Origin of the sequence: Bacteroides sp. ET71 (genome assembly GCF_023336905.1) — a bacterium.
Taxonomy (GTDB): Bacteria; Bacteroidota; Bacteroidia; order Bacteroidales; family Bacteroidaceae; genus Bacteroides.
Genome location: NZ_JAMBLS010000011.1, coordinates 19,867 through 39,149, shown reverse-complemented (window position 1 = coordinate 39,149; position 19,283 = coordinate 19,867). Strand labels below are relative to the sequence as shown.

Here is a 19,283-nt window from a genome sequence, read left to right as displayed (position 1 = left end):
CATTACCACCACACACTTAACCTCTATATATGAACAAAAAGAACCTGTTATCCGGCAGAGAAAGAGAATTGCAAGAGATGGCAGAACGATACGAAAAAGCCAAACTAAATCAGCAAAGCATTTACCTCGATGCAGAAGATTTAGCCGACTTAGCCGATTGGTACAGCGTCCGGCAAAAACGAGACATGGCCCACGAAGTCGCAAGCTACGGGCTAACACTGCATCCCGAAAACATATCATTGCTGATAGAACAGGCATACCTATACTTGGATGACAACAACCTGGAAGCAGCCCAGCAAATCGCCAACCAACTGGACAGCACACAGACCGACACCAAGATACTGCAAGCACAAATATACATACTCAACAACGAAAGGCCCAAAGCCATATCACTGCTAGACACTATCGACGAGCAAGATGATGTGGACACAATGATCAACGTTGCTTATATGTATATTAACGTAGGATTGCCGCAAGAAGCCCTGACATGGCTCAAATCCGGGATCGAACGGTACAGTGACGATGAACCCTTCCTAAGTGTATTGGGAGATGTCTACTATGGCACCAAACAATACGATAAAGCCATCGAAGTCTACAATAAACTGATAGACAAGAATCCCTATTCCGCTTTCTATTGGTTTGGACTGGCCAGGTGCTACTTCGACCAACAGATGTATAACAAAGCAATCGAAGCTTGCGACTATGCCACCATTTCAGACGAAGATTTCCCCGACGCCTATTTAATGAAAGGATACGCCTTCTTCTATTTGCAAAACGATGAAAAAGCACTGGAATGTTTCAAGAAAGCAGGTGATTTGGGCATCGTCTCCCAATGCTTCATCGACACACTGAACGGGCTGGCCAAAAGTGCGGAAAAGAAATGGGAAGAGGCCCTCAGCTACCTGCAACTGGCTCTTGACGAATATGAAGATGACATCATAATCAGCCGTGCCATGTTATATGCAAACATAGCAGTATGCTATCGGAGAATGAATCAAACACAGCTATCTGACCAATACTGGAAAAAGGCCCATGAGACAGATCCGGAAGATGCAGATGTACACTTGTTGGAAGGAAGAATGTGGCTGGAAGAAAGGCGTTATGACAAGGGGCACTTATGCTGGGAGAAAGCATTGCAGTATGCACCTTATGCCCTTACTTGGAACGAAATAGGCATGGCTTGCATAGAGAACTTATATCTTGAGGAAGGGAAAGAAGCCTTCGAGAAAGCCAAAGAAATGGAGCCGGATTTCTTCCAAATCAATGAGAAATTAGCCACGACGTATCTATTGTTGAGGGACAAAGAGAATTTCCTGAAATACAATCGGTTGTGCGAACATCCACTCACCATAGACGGTCTGATAGAGATACAAAAACTCTTGAGCCAAGAAGGCAAAGAAAGCCTTGAACAAGCCATAAAGAATATATTCAGCGCCTTACGCTAATCGCACAAGAAGGGTATGCCGGACACGACGAGTTTTCATATACTCGGCAGGGGCATACCCTTTCTTCATTCATGCTTCTGACACAATCAGGGGAGGATTTCTATCATATATCCTCCTTCAAATACAGATTGCGGCTCCAAATGCTGAACCCAATCTTTATCTTTCAACTCACCCTCATAATGAGCACGGTCGCAACGCCCATACCACGGTTCAATGCAAACGAACGGGGCATTCTTCCCCGGAGGCGACCAAAGCCCTACAACCGGAGCGTCAAAATAAAGAGCCAGACAGGGCCTTTGAGCATTATCATACAAAACGACTTCCTTCACTTGGCTATCCTCCAAGATAAGTGCATCTGCATCGAAAGTATGTACATCGAGTGGCAACAAGCCCTGCCCGTTCAATTGCAACGGATAAGCGGTTGAAACATCTGCACATCCTTTTTCCGAAATCAATTTATAGTGCAAGCCTGTTATTCGGTCAAAGCCCAGATAGCCACGTTGCGATTCAACCGGATTATAATCGGGAAAGTAGAAAGCCGGATGGGCTCCTATCTGGAAGTACATGACTTCTGTGCCCCGGTTAGTCACCCGCCAGGTCACTTCAATACGGCGCCCCTCAAGACGGTAGCCTATTTCCAACGAGAAAGAGAAAGGATATTTCCTCCGTGTTTCTTCGTCATCAACCAGACGGTATAACAAGTAAGAAGAAGATTCTTCTACCAGTTCAAAGTCCATATCACGGGCAAAGCCATGTTGGGTCAACTGATAAGTTCGTCCTTCGTGTCGGTATTCATTCTCCCACACACTGCCTACAATGGGGAATAAAACGGGGGAATGACGTTTCCAATAGACCGGATCGGCCTGCCAAAGATACTCATGGCCATTGTTACCACGGATGCTGCACAGCTCAGCGCCATGGGAAGAGACTTGAAGTGTCAAGTCTGAATTAGACAATGTATTCATAACGTAGATATTTTAAAAGGTTTATTCACGTTTCAAGCAAGACAGACAAAGGTAAACAATTAATAAACAACACGCACGGAAATGACAGTTTTCTTTCCCCGACAAACGGATATTTTTGCCCGAACCAAGGATAGTTTCCACACAAGTGCGTAACTTTGCAGCACTAAAAGTTTAACGACATGAAAAAGTTTATTCATCAACCGCGTTTCACCCCCAAAGGTTACTCTGAGGAAGTAGAAGCCAAAATTCAACACTACAAAAAGGAAGGATACCGCCTTCCGCAACGGCACTTGCTACGTACTGCCCAACAGATAGAAGGGATACGTGCCAGCGCACGCATCAACACAGCCTTGCTGGATTACATTGCCGACCACATACAAGAGGGCATGACTACGGCGGACATCGACCACATGGTGTATTGCTTCACGACAGACCACGATGCCATACCGGCTCCCTTCCTCTACGAAGGATTCCCTAAAAGCGTCTGCACCAGCATCAACGAAGTCGTGTGCCACGGGATACCGAGTACTCATGAAGTCCTGAAAGACGGTGACATCATCAACGTGGACGTATCGACCATTTACAAAGGGTATTTTTCTGATGCATCGCGCATGTTTCTCATAGGCAACGTCAGCCCCGAGATGCGCAGGCTGGTGCAAGTCACCAAAGAATGTCGCGACATAGGTGTACAAACAGCCCAGCCTTGGACCCGCCTGGGAGACGTGGGCGCCGCCATCCAGGAACATGCCGAGAAGAACGGATACAGCGTGGTGCGTGATTTATGCGGACACGGTTGCGGCGTGAAATTCCATGAGGAACCCGATGTCGAGCATTTCGGAAAACGGGGAACCGGCATGCTCATTGTCCCGGGCATGACCTTCACCATCGAGCCCATGATTAACATGGGACGATACGATGTCTACATCGACGAAGCCGACGGCTGGACTGTACTGACGGACGATGGGCTACCCTCGGCGCAATGGGAAAGCCAAATCTTGATAACAGAGACAGGCAACGAAATATTAACGGAATAATGGAAGGGGTATCCGCGGCCCTTCGGCAAGGATTCCCGGCACCACGAAGTACAGTAGTTCGATATGTGAAGTACAGTAGTTCACCATGCGAAGTACAGTAGTTCACCATGCGAAGTACAGTAGTTCACCATGTGAAGTACAGTAGTTCGGTGGCAGATATAAGTACCGGCATCATGGATATACAGAATATCTGATGCTTAGAGATGGTTGAATCATCTGCCCTTATCCGCCAATATCCTTTTTCGATACGCCCGCCCTGATACGATACTCTAAGGGTATCTGTAAGTGTAAAGAAAGAGGCTGCATCGGGATGACGGTTTCCGATGCAGCCTCTTGTCTTTTGCTTCAACTATACCTTACCTCTTATCCGTCAGATAAAAGTCCACAACACGGGCATGTACCAAATCGTCGTGCGTAATGCGGACACCCTTGTGCTTGCGTCCGTCCAATTCAACCCTCCCGATATAAAGAGCATCCTTGCCATCGGCCGGACGATGAGTCACGATGACCAGTTCCTCATTCTTATAATAACGCGGGTCCAGCTTGATGGTCACCTTGTCAAACATCGGCGTGGTAAGCATATATTCCGGCACGCCCGGACAGTCCGGATAAAAACCCATCATGCTGAAAATAGCCCAGGCAGACATGGTACCCGTGTCATCATTGCCCGGAATACCGTCGGGGGCATCCTTGAAATAAGTATCGACCAACCTGGGCACCAACTCCTGCGTACGCCACTCCTCGCCGGGGAAATAACTGAACAGATAAGGATAAGCAATGTCAGGCTCGTTGGCCGGGTCATAACGGTTATTATCGAAGACAGACTGCAATTTCGACACAAAAGCCTTACGTCCCCCCATCAAACGGGCTAGCCCTTTGACATCATGAGGGACATAGAATGTATAGTTCCACGCATTGCCCTCATGAAAGCCGGGGTTTTCCTCAAAATTCGCCCCCTGCATCGGGTCGAAAGGAGAATAGAACGTGCCGTCCGGCAGTTTCGGGCGGAAAGTGCCATAATCCGGACAATAATAATTCTTGTATCCCAACGAACGCTGATAAAACAGTTTCGCATCATCCTTCTTACCCAAAGCATCCGCGAAACGTGAAAGTGCATAATCGGCAATATAATACTCCAACGCATGAGAGACAGAATTGTCATTCTTGGCACGGATAGGAACGTAGCCCAAAGCATAATAATCATCGGCATCAGGGCGCATCAGGTTTTCCGGTCCCGGCAGAGTGGCAGACTTATACATGGCCTCGTAAGCCAAATCGACATCAAAATCGCGCAACCCCTTGGACCAAGTATCCACAATCACAGGAATAGACGGATCGCCTTCCATGGTAAGCGTCTCACGTCCGTACAACTCCCACTTAGGCAACCAGCCATGCTCACGATACATATCCAACATTGTATTCACCATATCCATCTGCCTGTCAGGAAACAGAAGAGTAAGAAGCTGGTGGACATTACGATAAGTATCCCACAAAGAAAAAACTGTATATCGGCGACGCCCATCGGTAGTGAGTATCGCGTCAGACTCCATGGCGGGATACTCCCCGTTGACGTCATTCAAGATATTAGGATGAATAAGCAAATGATAGAAAGCCGTATAAAAGACACGTTTCTGCTCTTCCGTTCCTCCCTCAACCAAGATACGGCTCAAGTCATCGTTCCAAGCCTTCCGGGCTGCCAGACGGATGTCATCAAAAGAGAGTCCGGTCTGCTCTTTCTCCAGATTCTGCCGGGCATTGGCAATACTGACAAAAGAAACCCCCATACTGACTTCTACCTGTTCGCCTTCGGCAGTATCATAAGTAAACCATACACCCACATCGTCACCGCTTATTTCCTTCCGATAACTGGTATAGATTTTCTTCTTCCCGGCTGTAGAATCCCACTGTGCTTCCGCAGTCATCGGCCGCATTTGCTTCCAATATCCGGAAGCTTTAGGTTTCTTATCGACCCTCATTACAAAATAAATAGGGAAAACAGCTTGCGGATTATAACAAAATGTACCCAACAATTTGCTTCCCTCTATCTCCGTATCACTGACAAACCGGACCGTAGCCCCGGTTTCATTGGTCAATCCTTCCCCCAAATTCAATAAGATATTGCTCTGCCCCGCAGGAAACGTAAAGCGGGTACGGCCCGTACGGAGCGTGGCCGTTGCCTCTGTCAGTATATCATACTTAACCAAGCGATTGGAATAATAACCAGGCACAGCCTTTTCATCCGTATATGCGCTGCCATACTTCAGACAATCGACCTCCAACTGCCCAGTGGTGGGCATGAGGAGCAGAGAACCTAACTCCGGACATCCCACTCCGCTCAAGTTAACATGAGCGAAGCCTGTGAAATAAGTATTCTTATATTCATAAGGAGTAGACCACCACCGGCTGTCTTTATCTCTATTTCCATCTATACCTCCCAATACATTAAAAGGAACTACGGACATCATACCCTGTGGACATACTGCCCCAGGGTTAGTGGTACCAAAATTAGTTGTACCCACAAAAGGATTCACATAATCTACCGGAGTTTTTCCCGTATCTGCCCACCCCACCCGGGGAAACAGAAACATAACGGCCAATAAGCCACCTAAACAATAATTCTTAAAGTGCATCATAAGTTTTTTATGTCACATTATTTATACTCATTTCAAAACTTCACAGCCCAGTGCCCCATTGAGTCGGTTTATCCGTCAAAGTTATCTCCAACGTACCGCCACTCATTAAGTCATTGTGACTAAAGAAAGGAGACGTCAAAGGAATCCCATTCAACGTTGCCTCCTGTATATATTTGTTCTGAGGTGAATTATTCACTACTGTAATATGAAACATTTTCCCTTCCGGCAAACGGATAGTAACATTATCAAACAGAGGACGGCCAATGGAATACTCAGGACGACCAGGACATGGCTGATAGAATCCCATAGCATTCATGACATACCACGCAGACATCTGCCCACAGTCCTCATTGCCAGACAAGCCATCCGGCATATCCTGGTACTGCGTATGCAACACTGTATCCAACAATTCTTGTGCCTTCCATGGTTCTCCCAAAGTATTATACATATAAATAATATGATGACTTGGTTCATTACCATGCGCATACTGCCCGATAAGTCCACTGATATCGGCTGATATCTGTTCGCCTTCCAACTTGGCATCTGTTGTAAACAACGTATCCAGTCGAGCCAACATAGCTTTACGTCCTCCCATCAAATCGGCCAGCCCCATCACATCATGTTGCACCGACCAAGTCCATTGCCAGGCATTACCTTCACAGTAATCATCCGCCCTATGATTGCTTGCATTCGGATTGAAAGGCGTACGCCATTCCCCTTTCAAATCTTTGCCACGCATATACCCCGTAGAAGAATCATAATAATTGCGATAATACTGAGCACGCTCTGCATATACACGTTGCGTAGCTGTATCACCCAGAGCCTCCGCCAAAACACTGATGCACCAATCGTCATAGGCATATTCTAATCCTTTGGCAACCGACTCCACCTCCACATCGCAAGGTACATACCCTCGTTCATTCTTATAATATTTCGAGCGAGGCATCAGAGCATTATGCATCAAATAAGCCGTAGTAGCGATAGGAGCCACAGTATCATATTCTGCACTGCGCATACAAGCTTTCAAAGCCAATTGTGCATCAAAACTACGGTCCCCTTTCATATAAGCATCCACAATAACCGGAACTGCATGATAACCAATCATCGTTCCTGTGTAATTACCAGCCAGTTCCCACATAGGCAAAATTCCCCCCTCCTGATATTGACGAAGCAGTGTATGGATATACAACGAATTTTGTTCCGGATTTATAATTGTCAACAAAGGATGTACAGCCCTATAAGTATCCCAAAGAGAAAATATAGTATACATAGGACGTGCAGCATCAGTCTGCCGAATACTACGATCCATACTCCGATAACGCCCGTCTACATCGGTAAACAAAGCCGGAGAGATGGCTGTATGATACAAAGCCGTATAGAAAATGCGTTTTTGCTTCTCATCTTGCGTCTCAATATCAATTTTTGAAAGATAACGGTTCCATGCTTGCTGCGCTTGCCTGCGTATACCATCAAAATCCCATCCGACAATTTCTTTCAGATTAGCATGAGCACCATCTGCATCCACTGCGGAAAGAGCCACCTTAACCATTACCTGTTCATCTTTCCGCGTTTGAAATTTAAGCAAAGCCTTGCATGCAGAAGGCACCTCACGTCCGTCCTTTGACAAAGTGCTTTCTTCCACCAATGTGCAAGTGAAAGGCTTGGAGAATACTGCTTCAAAATACACATCCTGTTTCCAGGCCCAACCGCTGGTATACTTATATCCACGCAAGGTAGAATCATTCACTTGCTCCAGTTTCAACTCCCGATTACGTTGATTTAAAAACTGAATACAATAATCCAAATCTAGAATAAAACCGGCATCATTACTCTCTGGAAATGTATAGCGATGCAACGCCACTCTAGACGTAGCAGTCAATTCAGCCTTAACACCATACCTGTCCAAAAATACCGAATAATAACCTGGAGACGCTTCTTCATGCTCATGAGAAAAAGCAGAAGCATATGGTAATGTTTGACTACCTTCCACTTTTCCCGCACACTGTTGCTCACCCACAGTAGGCATTAACAGCACATCACCAAAATCGCTGCATCCGGTTCCACTAAGATGCGTATGCGAAAAACCATTGATTGTTGTGTCTGCATAATAGTATCCCGCACTAGCATCCCATCCATAAATACGCGTATCCGGGCTGGGATGAATCATGCCATTAGGCACAACAGCTCCCGGATATGTATGTCCATGTCCTCCTGTTCCAATAAAAGGATTGACATATTGCGTATAATCCTTATCTACTGTTACCGTATGGCATCCAACCAAGAACAGTAGCCCAACAAAAACTGGCAGTATAGGTTTCCTATCCATTTGTATATCTAAAAGATTAATAAGTTTCACGTATATGTTTAATACTGATTTCTTCTTCTCCTGTCAATCCGGGTGCTTCAATCAAAATCGTCCGTCGTTCTCCAGGCAAAAGATCGAAGAAATTGTCACTGAATTTCGCGCCCTGTACAGGTATCTGTATAAAAACATCCTTAGCCAATTCCTTACTCGAAAGAGTAACTTCGTAATGGTCTTTTATAAAGTTCGTTTTATACTTAATTTGTGTTTTCGGCAAATCCAAATCTTTGGTCGGAACAAAATAGTGTACATCCTGTGCCAGAATTTTCCCCTTTTTGTCACGTAACGTCAGCAACATAAAACTTGTGCTATGCTCTTCAGATACCATCCATTGCCCTAACGGACAAGCATAAACTTCATTTGCCGAATTAGCAGGAAGCTCAACAATTTGTTCGCGCCGTTGCAACTCTTTTCCTTGGAAATTCATCAACCTCATACTCAACCTCAAATTATTCAAATCTTCCAATTTATCTGAGATAAGGTAAACATGCAAGCTATCCTCTTTGTTCAACGTATTAATAAACAAAGGTTCAAAAGCCCGCTTTGCCTGATAATGCAACGCTTTCCAATTACCATAGTAATCAATACTAGACCATGATACCACCGGCCAACTATCATTCAACTGCCAATACAAAGAGCCCATACAATAAGGACGCTGGCGACGATGAGCTTCAATACTATGACGTACCCCCATTCCCTGCAAAACCAAACCCACATAAACAAAGTCCTCAAAACTTTTGGGCATTCTGAAATAACGTTCCATACTAGTTGCTATCAAATCATTGCCTACCGTGCTCTTCTGATGAGCAGTCATCACCTCCGATGCAATATCATAATCTTCTGGCGAAGCAAATGTTTCGATGGTTTTCATTTCTGGAAATGATTGGAAACCGTATTCACTGGCAAAACGGCACCATTCCTCGTCAGCCGACTCAAAAGGCTTCTTCCCATACCAGATACCCCAATTATGACTGTCTCTCACTTTCCAAGTATCAGGCCTCCCCCAGTTTGCAAAATAAGGAGATGTATGCATATAAAAACGTCCACCATCATACTTTTCTACTAAAGCCGGCAAACACTCATGAAACAATTTGTCATAATCAATTTGGAATCGACTATGAATTTCCTCTCCAAAACGTTTTTTCCACCCCCAGAATTTTATACCTTCCTGTATTTCATTATTTCCACACCACATCGCTAAACAAGCATGGTTACGCAGACGCTTAATATTATATTCCGCCTCTTCTGTTACCCTTTGCAAAAAGGTATTATCAGCCGGATAAGTAGTACAAGCAAACATGAAATCTTGCCAAACCAGAATGCCATTCTCATCAGCCAAGTCATAAAAACGATCATCTTCATATACACCTCCACCCCACACACGTATCATGTTCATATTAGCTTCCTTAATATCACGGAACAATCTCTCATACCGCTCAGAATTTACATTAGGGAGCATAGCATCCGAAGGTATATAGTTAGCACCTTTTGCAAACATCGGAACACCGTTCACTTCAAAATAAAACGATTCACCCTTATCATCTTTCTCTGTCACAACCCGTAACGTACGGAAACCTATGCGATGCTGTTTTTCAGCCACGACTTCCCCATTAAATCTAACCTTAGCCGAAAAATCATAAAGCACAGGTTTTCCCCAACCATTAGGCATCCATCTTTGGGGCTCCTCAACAATCTGAGGCAAACTTATTAGATTTTTTCCCGGTTGCAAAGAGACTTTTTTAATCTCTTTCCCTACATTCTCACCCGACAAAGAACAATCAACCTCTACTTCGGCAGCAACGATTGTATCAGAAACATTCCAAATTTCCACTTGATTATCTAAACAAGCTTCCTTCTCGTTCAGGGACAACTGTTTCACCAGATAATCATCTATACGAGCCACATCATATAACCTCAAAGAGACCGGTCGCCAAATGCCGCAGGTAACCATCCGGATACCCCAATCCCAACCATAACTATAAGGTGCCTTCCGAGTAAAGATACTCACTTTTTTCTCTGCATGGTCATTATCTGCCGGATATTCAAAGCCATTAGTCTCCCATTGAGGCAAAGCTTTGCGAATAGGAGAATGAAATACAACATATAAACGGTTCTCTCCTATATGCAACAAATGTTTCACGTCCACTTCATACCCTCTAAACATATTGTCGGTAGATAAAATCAGAGAACCATTCAGATAGACATCCGCATACGTATCCAATCCTTCAAAAACCAAACGGGCAGCTTGCCTAGCCATTTGCACTTCATTCAATGTAAACGTAGTCCGATAAGCCCAATCTTCATTCTCCACCCATTGGATTTTCTGCTCATTAGTACCAAAAAACGGATCAGGCAAAAGTTCATGTCTTAGAAGATCCTGATGTACCGTACCAGGCACAACGGCTGGTAGCCAATCATTACTCGCTACATTTGAGAAAGTCCAACAACTGTCCAAATCTACTATTTCCGGCAAGAATCTGCATTGACTTGATAATAAAGCAGAATAACACAGCAACATAAGGGAAATAATGCATTTCATGAAAATTGATATTCAAATTTACAAATCCATGCACCTTTTCTGCAAGAAAAGCTTTACGAACTACCCAACTTTCCTCGCAGAAAAGATGCGAAAAAAATATCACTTCTGTGCTTTTTGAGCTTTCAATTTTTCTTCTATCGGATCCTGGTATTGCGTTTGAAGCCGCAACAACTCCTTCCTCAGATCTGCAGTAATATTCTCATAACCAGGCTTTCCGTAGAGATTATGCATTTCAGAAGGATCCTCCTGCAAGTCATACAACTCCCATTCATCAATATCATTATAAAAATGAATTAATTTATAACGCTCTGTGCGCACTCCATAATGACGTTTCACCATGTGCTCAGCAGGAAATTCATAAAAATGATAATATAAAGAGGTACGCCAATCAGCAGGTTTTTCACCTTTCAGCAACGGCACCAAAGAAACCCCTTGAATGTCGTCAGGAATAGGCGCACCAGCCAATTCAAGAAAAGTCGGTGCATAATCTATATTTTGTACCATCTGCGAGATTTCCCCTTTAGCCTTGAAATCTTTCGGCAAATGCATAATCAATGGAGTATGGAAAGATTCCTCATACATAAAACGTTTATCAAACCATCCATGCTCACCCATCCAGAAGCCCTGGTCGGAAGTATAAACCACTAACGTATTATCCAACAAGCCTTTTTCCTTCAAATAATCTAAAACACGTCCCACATTGTCATCCAATGATTTAACAACTTTGGAATAATCACGCATATAACGTTGGTATTTCCATTCTGCCAACTCCTTTCCTTGCAGATTCCTTTTATAAAAATCCTCTATAATCGGTTTATAAAAAGCATCATAAACCTTTCTGTCTTCCGGATTCAAACGCCCTACATAGCTTTCATAACGTTCCTTCAAAGGAGTCACTTTGTCTGGCCGGTTCATCTTGTTATCATAAATCAAATCCATATCTTTTGCAATGCTCATCTCTTGGGCAGCAGCAGCAGGACGTCCTTCATAATCATCATAAAAGTTCTCCGGAAGAGGGAACGTTTTATCTTCATATAAAGACAAATATTTCAGCTCCGGCAACCAATTTCTATGAATCGCTTTATGATGGATAAACAAACAAAATGGTTTTTCCTTATCCCGCTGATTTTCCATCCAATCAATGCTCATGTCCGTTATCAGGTTAGTTATATAACCTTCCTTACGAATAGTATCATTATTCATATTAATAAAATCCGGATTATAATAATCCCCCTGCTCCGGTACAATCTCCCAATGGTCAAATCCCGTAGGCAGACTTACCAAATGCCACTTTCCAATGATAGCAGTCTGATAACCCGCTTTTCTCAACAATTTCGGAACTGTCTGCTGTGACCCATCAAATATACAAGTTGTATTATCCGTAAAACCGTTGGCATGACTATGTTTTCCAGTCAACATACAGGCGCGGCTCGGCCCACTTAATGAATTAGCCACAAAACTATTGGTAAAAATCACCCCATCGTTAGCTATTCGATCTAGATTGGGCGTCTCGATAAAACGGCTTCCATAACAACTCATCATCTGAGCTGTATGGTCATCAGTCATGATATACACGATATTATACTGCTTAGCTACTTCCTTTTTGTTATCAGCGCATGAAGTTAACGATGCCAAGGCTGCCATGCCTGTCAAGGGATAAAAAAAAGTGGGAGTCAATTGTTTCATAGATTAAAAATATTACGTGATTAATAATGTAAGCAAGATTTAATAACAAATTGTCCGTCCAAACAAAGAAGCGGACATTATCTCATTCAAGAAAAAGTTCACTCACTCCGAATGAAGGCCAAGTCACAATAGCAGATACTTAATAACCCCCTCGAAGCAAGTGTATTTACCATTCAGTTCATTCATAGTATTCTATTTTTATTCAGCAAGTTCTTGTGAGCATTAGATTAACAAAAACGATTGTTTATCTCGTATGAGATTGTTTACAAAGATACGGATTGATTTTCATATATGCGAAAAAGAAAAGAGTTTTTTACTTACAACACATCTACAACTATGTCAGAAACAAAAACGACTCCTACATCTTTTCTATATCCTGAAATGATAACTGGGTAACTTGGGCAATGGTTTCCATGGGCAATCCCAAAGCTTTCATGCGCCGCACTGTTTCTCGAGTATTCTCCTTTTTCCCTTCTGCAATGCCTTCCGCACGGCCTTCTGCACGACCTTCTGCCAAACCATCCGCACGACCTTCGTACCAACCGGTTTTTATGACACTCCGCTGATAACGGATGGCTTCCATATCACGAAAATAGGCCTGCTTTTCCGCTTTAGGCAAAGAATCCACACGTAAACGTTCACGAGCCTCGGGCAAGCCTTTGGCCGTAGCAGTGCTGTCTATTTCACCCGTTTTAAGAAACTGAACCCATTCGTCCAAAGGAGTTTTAGCCACCTTATCGAAATCATTCACACGAAGCACATAGTACTCTGGAAAGATGTCACCGGCTTCTTTGCCCACAAACATCTCCCGTTGACGTACAGACAATTTCAGGATATCATGGGGATTATGCAAACCGCGGAATTCTGTTTTCCCGTGATAAATATAATCTTCGCCCTGTCCCAAATCAAAATAGACAATATTGATAGAATAGACCTTACGCACCTTGTCATAATCATCTCCCAAATTGATATACTCAGAGATAGTTTTAGAGACACCATAAAGCATGCGGTGGAAATAATCCAACTCCCGGTTGTTCTGTACCTCCACGATAAGTAATCGCCCTTGGGCATCTTCCACCAAGATGTCCGCGCGATTAAACTTATCTGTCGCATCCGACTGATTGGCTTCGCTTTCCAGAAAACGTTTGATGTGCAGATCCTCCCCCAAAAGAGTGGAAAGAAAACCTTCCAGAACCACATAATTGCTTTTGTCACGAAGCAGACGCTTCATCGCCCAGTCGAAACGTATCAAGTTTTCCTTCATATCTATGTTATTTTAATGCAAGCGTGCCCGTACATACTCTTTCTATTTCTATGCAAAGTTAATGATTTTCCTGGAAATAGCAAATCTTTGAAGAGGTAGCCACCGAAACCACATTATTGAAGTTATATAGCGTAATCAAAATATCCCCCTAATATCTTCCCCTTCTGCCAAGGGAGCACAACACTCAACATAACAGAAAGTGAATTTTAAACAACATTTGCCCCAAATTACCGCTACCTCACCAAACCAAATTACCATAAAAAATCCGGAGATTCAGGACTCCCGAATCCCCGGACTTCTACATATCGAACTTTAACTTAAATTACCAACCTGGATTTGGTTCCCACATGCCACCAGCCAAACCATCCGAACCAACCATCGCATCACGAATAGGCAACAGATAATCACGATCTACCCTAAACTGCCAACCAGTAGTAACATTAGTAGAAAGCATATAACCATCTGAAGTCAACCAAATACCATTACCATCAGACAAAGTACCAGAGAAATGTTGCTCCAACGTAGTTCCTGTATAAAGCGCACCTATCGGCAGTTTGCCTACTATCAACTCATCAGCAGCAGCCCAACGCAAGATGTCAGTTAAACGACAATTTTCAGCAGCCTTTTCCACACGACGTTCACGACGCACTGCTTGAACATATTTATCCAAATTGCGGAAAGGATAATCCGCATCTGTATTATATTCACGATCGAAATCTACACCTGGCATACCAACTCTATCACGCAAAGGTTGCAAAGCAGATTGGATACGCGAAGCATTTGCTGCACCATCCAGTTCAGCCAAAGCCTCGGCATAGTTTAACAAAACATCCGCATAACGAACTTGGATAGCAGGAGTTTCCCCTTGCGCTTCTCCATATCTGCCAGAATTTTCATCATATTCGAACTGCGAATGTTTTAACAACGAATACCCTGTTGTATTACGACGGTAATCAGTCATATCAATAGGAGGCCATGTAAAATTAGTATTAGCAGTCTGAGGCTGTCCCGGCATAAACACAGTCTGCGACAAACGAGGATCGCGCAATTCAGGATCCAACTCTTCCCCATAATTGAGCTTAGCATCCAACTTCTCCTGGCCGACAAACGGATATCCATCTCTTGTCAAATAATCATCTACCAATGAAGCCGACACACCTTTATCACCCCCACCATGCCAAGAATAATATGTAACATTATTTCCTCCAACGCTCGAAACATCATAACGTCTCCACCATAGTACTTCCTGATTTCCTGTTAAGTCAACTGTAACAAACAAATCACGATAATCTGTCAAAGGATTATCATTTTGCCGACTAATACTCCAAACATTCCGATTTATGACTGCTTCAGCCGCTTCCACAGCCTGATTCAGCCAATCTGTTATCTGTTCTTCTGCATTGGTTAATGTTTTATCATAAAAATCATCATTTTCTGCCCGATGATATTTTTCCCACGTAGCGGCAAACAATGCAACCTCACTTTTTAAAGCTCGTGCCACATCGCGATGCACACGCCCCGTTGCATTGCTGCTCTGTTCATTCAGATTCGTAATGGCCAAATCCAAGTCTGCCAATATATAGTTGGCCAACTCCGTGCGCGTATTGCGTGGACGCTGCATCAAACCTGCATCCGGATCCAAAGGCGTGTCTATCCATGTCACACCGCCATAATCTTTCAACAAATTATAATAATAGGCAGCACGGAAATAATAAGCTTCGCCCAAACATTGTTTGAACGCATCAGACTCTTGGTCTTGGCAACGATCAATGTTTTGCAACAAGAAGTTCACATTGCGAATAGGCTTGTAATCATTCATTTCAACAGCATCTCCCAAGGTCAGTGCACCATTCAAACGGGTATTAAGCGTGGAAGGCAGTAAATTATCGCTTGCGACATCACCAAATGCAATGCCATTGGTCATACTACTGGACTGCATTTTAATAGCCGAATTACTCACACTTCCACCCCCACTATACGGCACACTTCCCTGATAAAACATGTTCAGGTACATCGTTATCTCACTGGTCGTAGAGAAAGCTTCTGACGAAGAAAGCTCTCCCTGAGGCTCTTGATCCATGTCGAAACAAGAAGCAAGACCCAAACACAAGACCGAACTTAGCAGTATATGTATCTTTTTCATAATCTTTATTCCTAATTGTGTGATTACATATTTAAAATAACTCCCACAGAGAAGACTCTTGTCATCGGGTAGTTCTTACCAGCATCAGAGCCAGCCAGATTAGTCGTAAACAAACCTTCCGGATCAAAAATCTTCAGTTTGGTAAAGGTCAACAAATTCTCGCCAGAGAAGAACACTTGGGCTTTAGTCAAATGCGCTTTACTAATCCACTTTTCAGGCAAATCATAACTGATAGTCAAATTCTTCAAGCGACAATAAGCAGCATTTTGCACATAGCGATCAGCCTTTTGAGACGTTTTGGCACGATATGAAGCGACTGCTCCAGCTCCTCCAATATATGGTTTGGGATAGTAAGCACCTTTGTTGTCCTCTCTCCAATAATCCATGTGCTCCTCGAATACTGTCACTTGCGCCTTAGCACCTGCACCCCAGAAATAAGCTGTCCCTGTCTCCGGACACCAGTCACGTTTACCCACACCTTGGAACATCAGACTCAGAGAAAGACCTTTCCAAGAGATAGAGCCGTTAATTGTATATTGATAACGCGGAGTGGTATTACCTATGATAGTCATGTCACCCATACGACCAACTACATTATCTCCATTATCAATCTTCTCATCACCATTCAAATCAATATACTTCACATCACCCGGCGTCCATTCACGTGTCGAAAGATAAGATAAATCGTATGCACTATTATAAGCATCGGCTTCAGCTCGATCCTGAATCAATCCAGAAGCTCTGTAACCCCAGATTTCACCAACCTTCTTACCCTTATACCAGTTATTGGCCGGGTCTGTATAGCCACCGTCATAGGCTGTGACTTCGGCCGTAGCATCTGATACCGAACCACCAATAGAATAATCTATATCCTTGCCAATTTTACCACGCCATTGCAGGGTTAATTCCCAACCACGGTTACGCATCTCAGCATTATTGGTTTCCGGAGCAGCAGCACCGAAGAAATCAGCCAAATCAACCGATGGACCAAGCATGTCGCGCGTGTCACGCTGGAAGATGTCAAACGTACCGGTCAAAGCATTGTTGAAGAACCCGAAGTCGATACCAATATTCTTATGGTCCACTTTTTCCCACGTAGTATTAGAATCCACTACTGCACCCGGAGTATAATAGCCGGAACGGACACCGTTGAAATACCAGTTACCAATTCCCGTAGGATTCATGGAAGAAGCAAACGTATAATAGTCTGCGCCTGCTTGGTTACCCAATAAACCCCATGAAACACGAAGTTTCAAATTAGAAAGCCAATTTCTGGTTTTTTCCATAAAAGATTCTTCACTGATACGCCAGCCCAAAGAAACGGAAGGGAAGAATCCCCAACGATTGCCCTTCGAGAAACGGGAAGAACCATCGTAACGGCCATTGAGTTCCACCAGATAACGTCCCATGTAATCATAATTGATACGAGCAAAATAGCCGCGGGTTGCCCAACCATAACGTGTATCGCCCAATGTAACATCACCGTCTGCCATTTCCAAGCTCGGGTTAGAAGGATATTGCAGATCTGTCACAGAAGCCGACAACAATTTGTATTTATAATACTCTTCCTGATAACCCAGCAAGAATGTAAAATTATGCTTGTCATTCAGCGTCATCATATAGTTGGTGTACAAGTTAAGAGACTGGTACTGATTGTTTCTGTTACTACGAGTGTAGCCACTCACTGCACCACCATCATATATTTCTGTACGCGTACCAGTGTTAGTGCCTGAATCATCGGCATTGGGAATTTCAGGCAATACTTTTTTTGCCTCATAATCACGAGTATTGTACCGATAAGTATAATCAAAGAAAATACGCCAATTCTTGATAGGCTCCAGTTCCAAACCACCAGTCATGGTCAGGTTGTTATTTTGAGTATTGGTAAACGTACCGCTCTGCAAATAGGGAATCATGGAGAGTTCGGTATAATAGCCATTGGGATCTACAACACTAACCGTTGGACGGAAACGAGCCAAATTATGATAGAATGTTTCCGACAAAGCCCCCGTACCGAACGGAGTATCACTATTCGAATTCATATATTTGGTATTCACCTTCAATTTCAACCAGTCTGTCACTTTAGAAGTAATATTAGCATTGAAATTGAAACGGCGATAATCTATATCGGCATAACGCAAAAGGCCTTCTTCTTTATACATGCCTCCCGATATATAATATTGTGCCTTCTCACCACCGCCGCTGATGCTGACATTGTGATTTTGTTTGAAAGCAGCATCCTTATAATGCAAATCAAAATAGTTTGTATTACCCAAACCATTAGCAGTGTTCTCGAAAGCAGCTACCATTGACTGTCCGGGAGTCAATTCAGCCCAAGGATTACCGGCACCCGTACTAATATAGTCTCGCAATGCCTGTATTTTTTCCTCGCTATACTCATACGTACCATTAAAGTTATACGTACCGGCATTGAAGAAGTTTGCGAAATCCACAGAGTTCACCATATTCGGCAGAGAGGTCGGCTGCGTCCAGCCCAACGTAGCCTGATAGCTGACACGCGTCTTACCTTCCTTACCTTTCTTGGTCGTTACCAAGATGACACCATAGGCAGCACGTGCACCGTAGATAGAAGATGCGGCAGCGTCTTTCAGCACAGAGATGCTTTCGATGTCGTTGGGGTTAACATCAGCCAAGTCCATTTCCACACCGTCTACCAATACATAGGGAGCGCCTGAACCAGACAAGTTACCCTGACCACGCAACTGCAAAGTAGAAGTGGCACCCGGACGACCGGCATTGCTGTTGTCGATATACAAGCCCGGCACCATACCTTGCAGGCTCTGGGTAGCATTGGCCAACGGACGTTGTTCCAAAGTTTCCCCTTCTACCATGGCCACAGAACCCGTCAAGTTTACTTTCTTCTGCACGCCATAACCTACGACAACCACTTCTTCCAGCATCTGGTTGTCTTCCTGCAAAGTGACATTCAGAATCTTTCCCGGAGTCACTTTCACCTCTTGCGTTACATACCCGATGTAGCTAATAACCAACGTGGCATTTTCGGCAACCTGCAAAGTAAAGTTACCATCAATGTCTGTAATCGTACCGTTACTCGGATTATCTTTTTCGATAACCGACGCACCAATTACAGTCAAACCCGTAGCATCATACACTACACCTTTTACCTCTGTTGCTTGTTGAACAACATTCACGGCATCGCTTTTCAATGATAAGCCCTCTGCGCTCACCAT

Annotated in this window: 10 protein-coding genes; 2 read left to right on the top strand and 8 right to left on the bottom strand. The window is 43.8% G+C overall.

All coding sequences use genetic code 11. The features are described 5' to 3' along the window. Positions 1 to 29: 29 nt before the first annotated feature. A complete protein-coding gene (locus tag M3090_RS07810) occupies positions 30 to 1,445 on the top strand; it encodes a tetratricopeptide repeat protein (protein WP_249055050.1) in 1,416 nt (471 codons plus the stop codon). An 86-nt stretch (positions 1,446 to 1,531) separates the two neighbouring features. Here the strand turns inward: M3090_RS07810 and M3090_RS07805 are convergent, their stop codons facing one another. After that, positions 1,532 to 2,410: an aldose 1-epimerase family protein gene (locus M3090_RS07805; RefSeq protein ID WP_249055049.1), complete on the bottom strand. Its 879-nt coding sequence runs from the start codon at positions 2,408 to 2,410 to the stop codon at positions 1,532 to 1,534. 179 nt (positions 2,411 to 2,589) lie between these two features. Between M3090_RS07805 and map the strand changes: the two genes are divergently transcribed. Further along, positions 2,590 to 3,444 (top strand): type I methionyl aminopeptidase, encoded by an 855-nt coding sequence (gene map, locus M3090_RS07800; protein ID WP_249055047.1) that lies wholly within the window; start codon positions 2,590 to 2,592, stop codon positions 3,442 to 3,444. Between the two features lie 356 nt (positions 3,445 to 3,800). Here map and M3090_RS07795 read toward each other — a convergent pair whose 3' ends face one another. The 7 genes from M3090_RS07795 to M3090_RS07765 all read right to left on the bottom strand — a co-directional run bounded on the left by M3090_RS07795 (position 3,801) and on the right by M3090_RS07765 (position 19,283). Next, entirely contained in the window at positions 3,801 to 6,032 is a 2,232-nt protein-coding gene (locus M3090_RS07795; RefSeq protein ID WP_249055119.1) for a GH92 family glycosyl hydrolase, read from the bottom strand. A gap of 85 nt (positions 6,033 to 6,117) precedes the next feature. Then, positions 6,118 to 8,403, bottom strand: a complete 2,286-nt coding sequence (locus M3090_RS07790; protein WP_249055045.1) for a GH92 family glycosyl hydrolase — start codon at positions 8,401 to 8,403, stop codon at positions 6,118 to 6,120. Positions 8,404 to 8,419: 16 nt separating this feature from the next. Beyond that, positions 8,420 to 10,978: a beta-mannosidase gene (locus tag M3090_RS07785; protein ID WP_249055043.1), complete on the bottom strand. Its 2,559-nt coding sequence runs from the start codon at positions 10,976 to 10,978 to the stop codon at positions 8,420 to 8,422. 99 nt (positions 10,979 to 11,077) lie between these two features. Continuing rightward, complete coding sequence (locus tag M3090_RS07780; RefSeq protein ID WP_249055042.1) at positions 11,078 to 12,664, bottom strand: sulfatase; 1,587 nt, start codon at positions 12,662 to 12,664, stop codon at positions 11,078 to 11,080. Positions 12,665 to 13,022: 358 nt separating this feature from the next. Next, positions 13,023 to 13,928, bottom strand: a complete 906-nt coding sequence (locus tag M3090_RS07775) for an Rpn family recombination-promoting nuclease/putative transposase (RefSeq protein WP_249055039.1) — start codon at positions 13,926 to 13,928, stop codon at positions 13,023 to 13,025. A 322-nt stretch (positions 13,929 to 14,250) separates the two neighbouring features. Continuing rightward, on the bottom strand, positions 14,251 to 16,071 hold the full coding sequence (locus tag M3090_RS07770) for a RagB/SusD family nutrient uptake outer membrane protein (RefSeq protein WP_249055037.1): 1,821 nt from the start codon (positions 16,069 to 16,071) through the stop codon (positions 14,251 to 14,253). Positions 16,072 to 16,094: 23 nt separating this feature from the next. Next, positions 16,095 to 19,283: a SusC/RagA family TonB-linked outer membrane protein gene (locus M3090_RS07765; RefSeq protein ID WP_410553207.1), complete on the bottom strand. Its 3,189-nt coding sequence runs from the start codon at positions 19,281 to 19,283 to the stop codon at positions 16,095 to 16,097.

Coding starts and splice junctions, on each gene's coding strand:
- M3090_RS07795 (WP_249055119.1), bottom strand. CDS start 6,032: ATGTTTCTGTTTCCCCGGGTGGGGTGGGCAGATACGGGAAAAACTCCG.
- M3090_RS07780 (WP_249055042.1), bottom strand. CDS start 12,664: ATGAAACAATTGACTCCCACTTTTTTTTATCCCTTGACAGGCATGGCA.
- M3090_RS07810 (WP_249055050.1), top strand. CDS start 30: ATGAACAAAAAGAACCTGTTATCCGGCAGAGAAAGAGAATTGCAAGAG.
- map (WP_249055047.1), top strand. CDS start 2,590: ATGAAAAAGTTTATTCATCAACCGCGTTTCACCCCCAAAGGTTACTCT.
- M3090_RS07765 (WP_410553207.1), bottom strand. CDS start 19,283: ATGGTGAGCGCAGAGGGCTTATCATTGAAAAGCGATGCCGTGAATGTT.
- M3090_RS07785 (WP_249055043.1), bottom strand. CDS start 10,978: ATGAAATGCATTATTTCCCTTATGTTGCTGTGTTATTCTGCTTTATTA.
- M3090_RS07805 (WP_249055049.1), bottom strand. CDS start 2,410: ATGAATACATTGTCTAATTCAGACTTGACACTTCAAGTCTCTTCCCAT.
- M3090_RS07770 (WP_249055037.1), bottom strand. CDS start 16,071: ATGAAAAAGATACATATACTGCTAAGTTCGGTCTTGTGTTTGGGTCTT.
- M3090_RS07775 (WP_249055039.1), bottom strand. CDS start 13,928: ATGAAGGAAAACTTGATACGTTTCGACTGGGCGATGAAGCGTCTGCTT.
- M3090_RS07790 (WP_249055045.1), bottom strand. CDS start 8,403: ATGGATAGGAAACCTATACTGCCAGTTTTTGTTGGGCTACTGTTCTTG.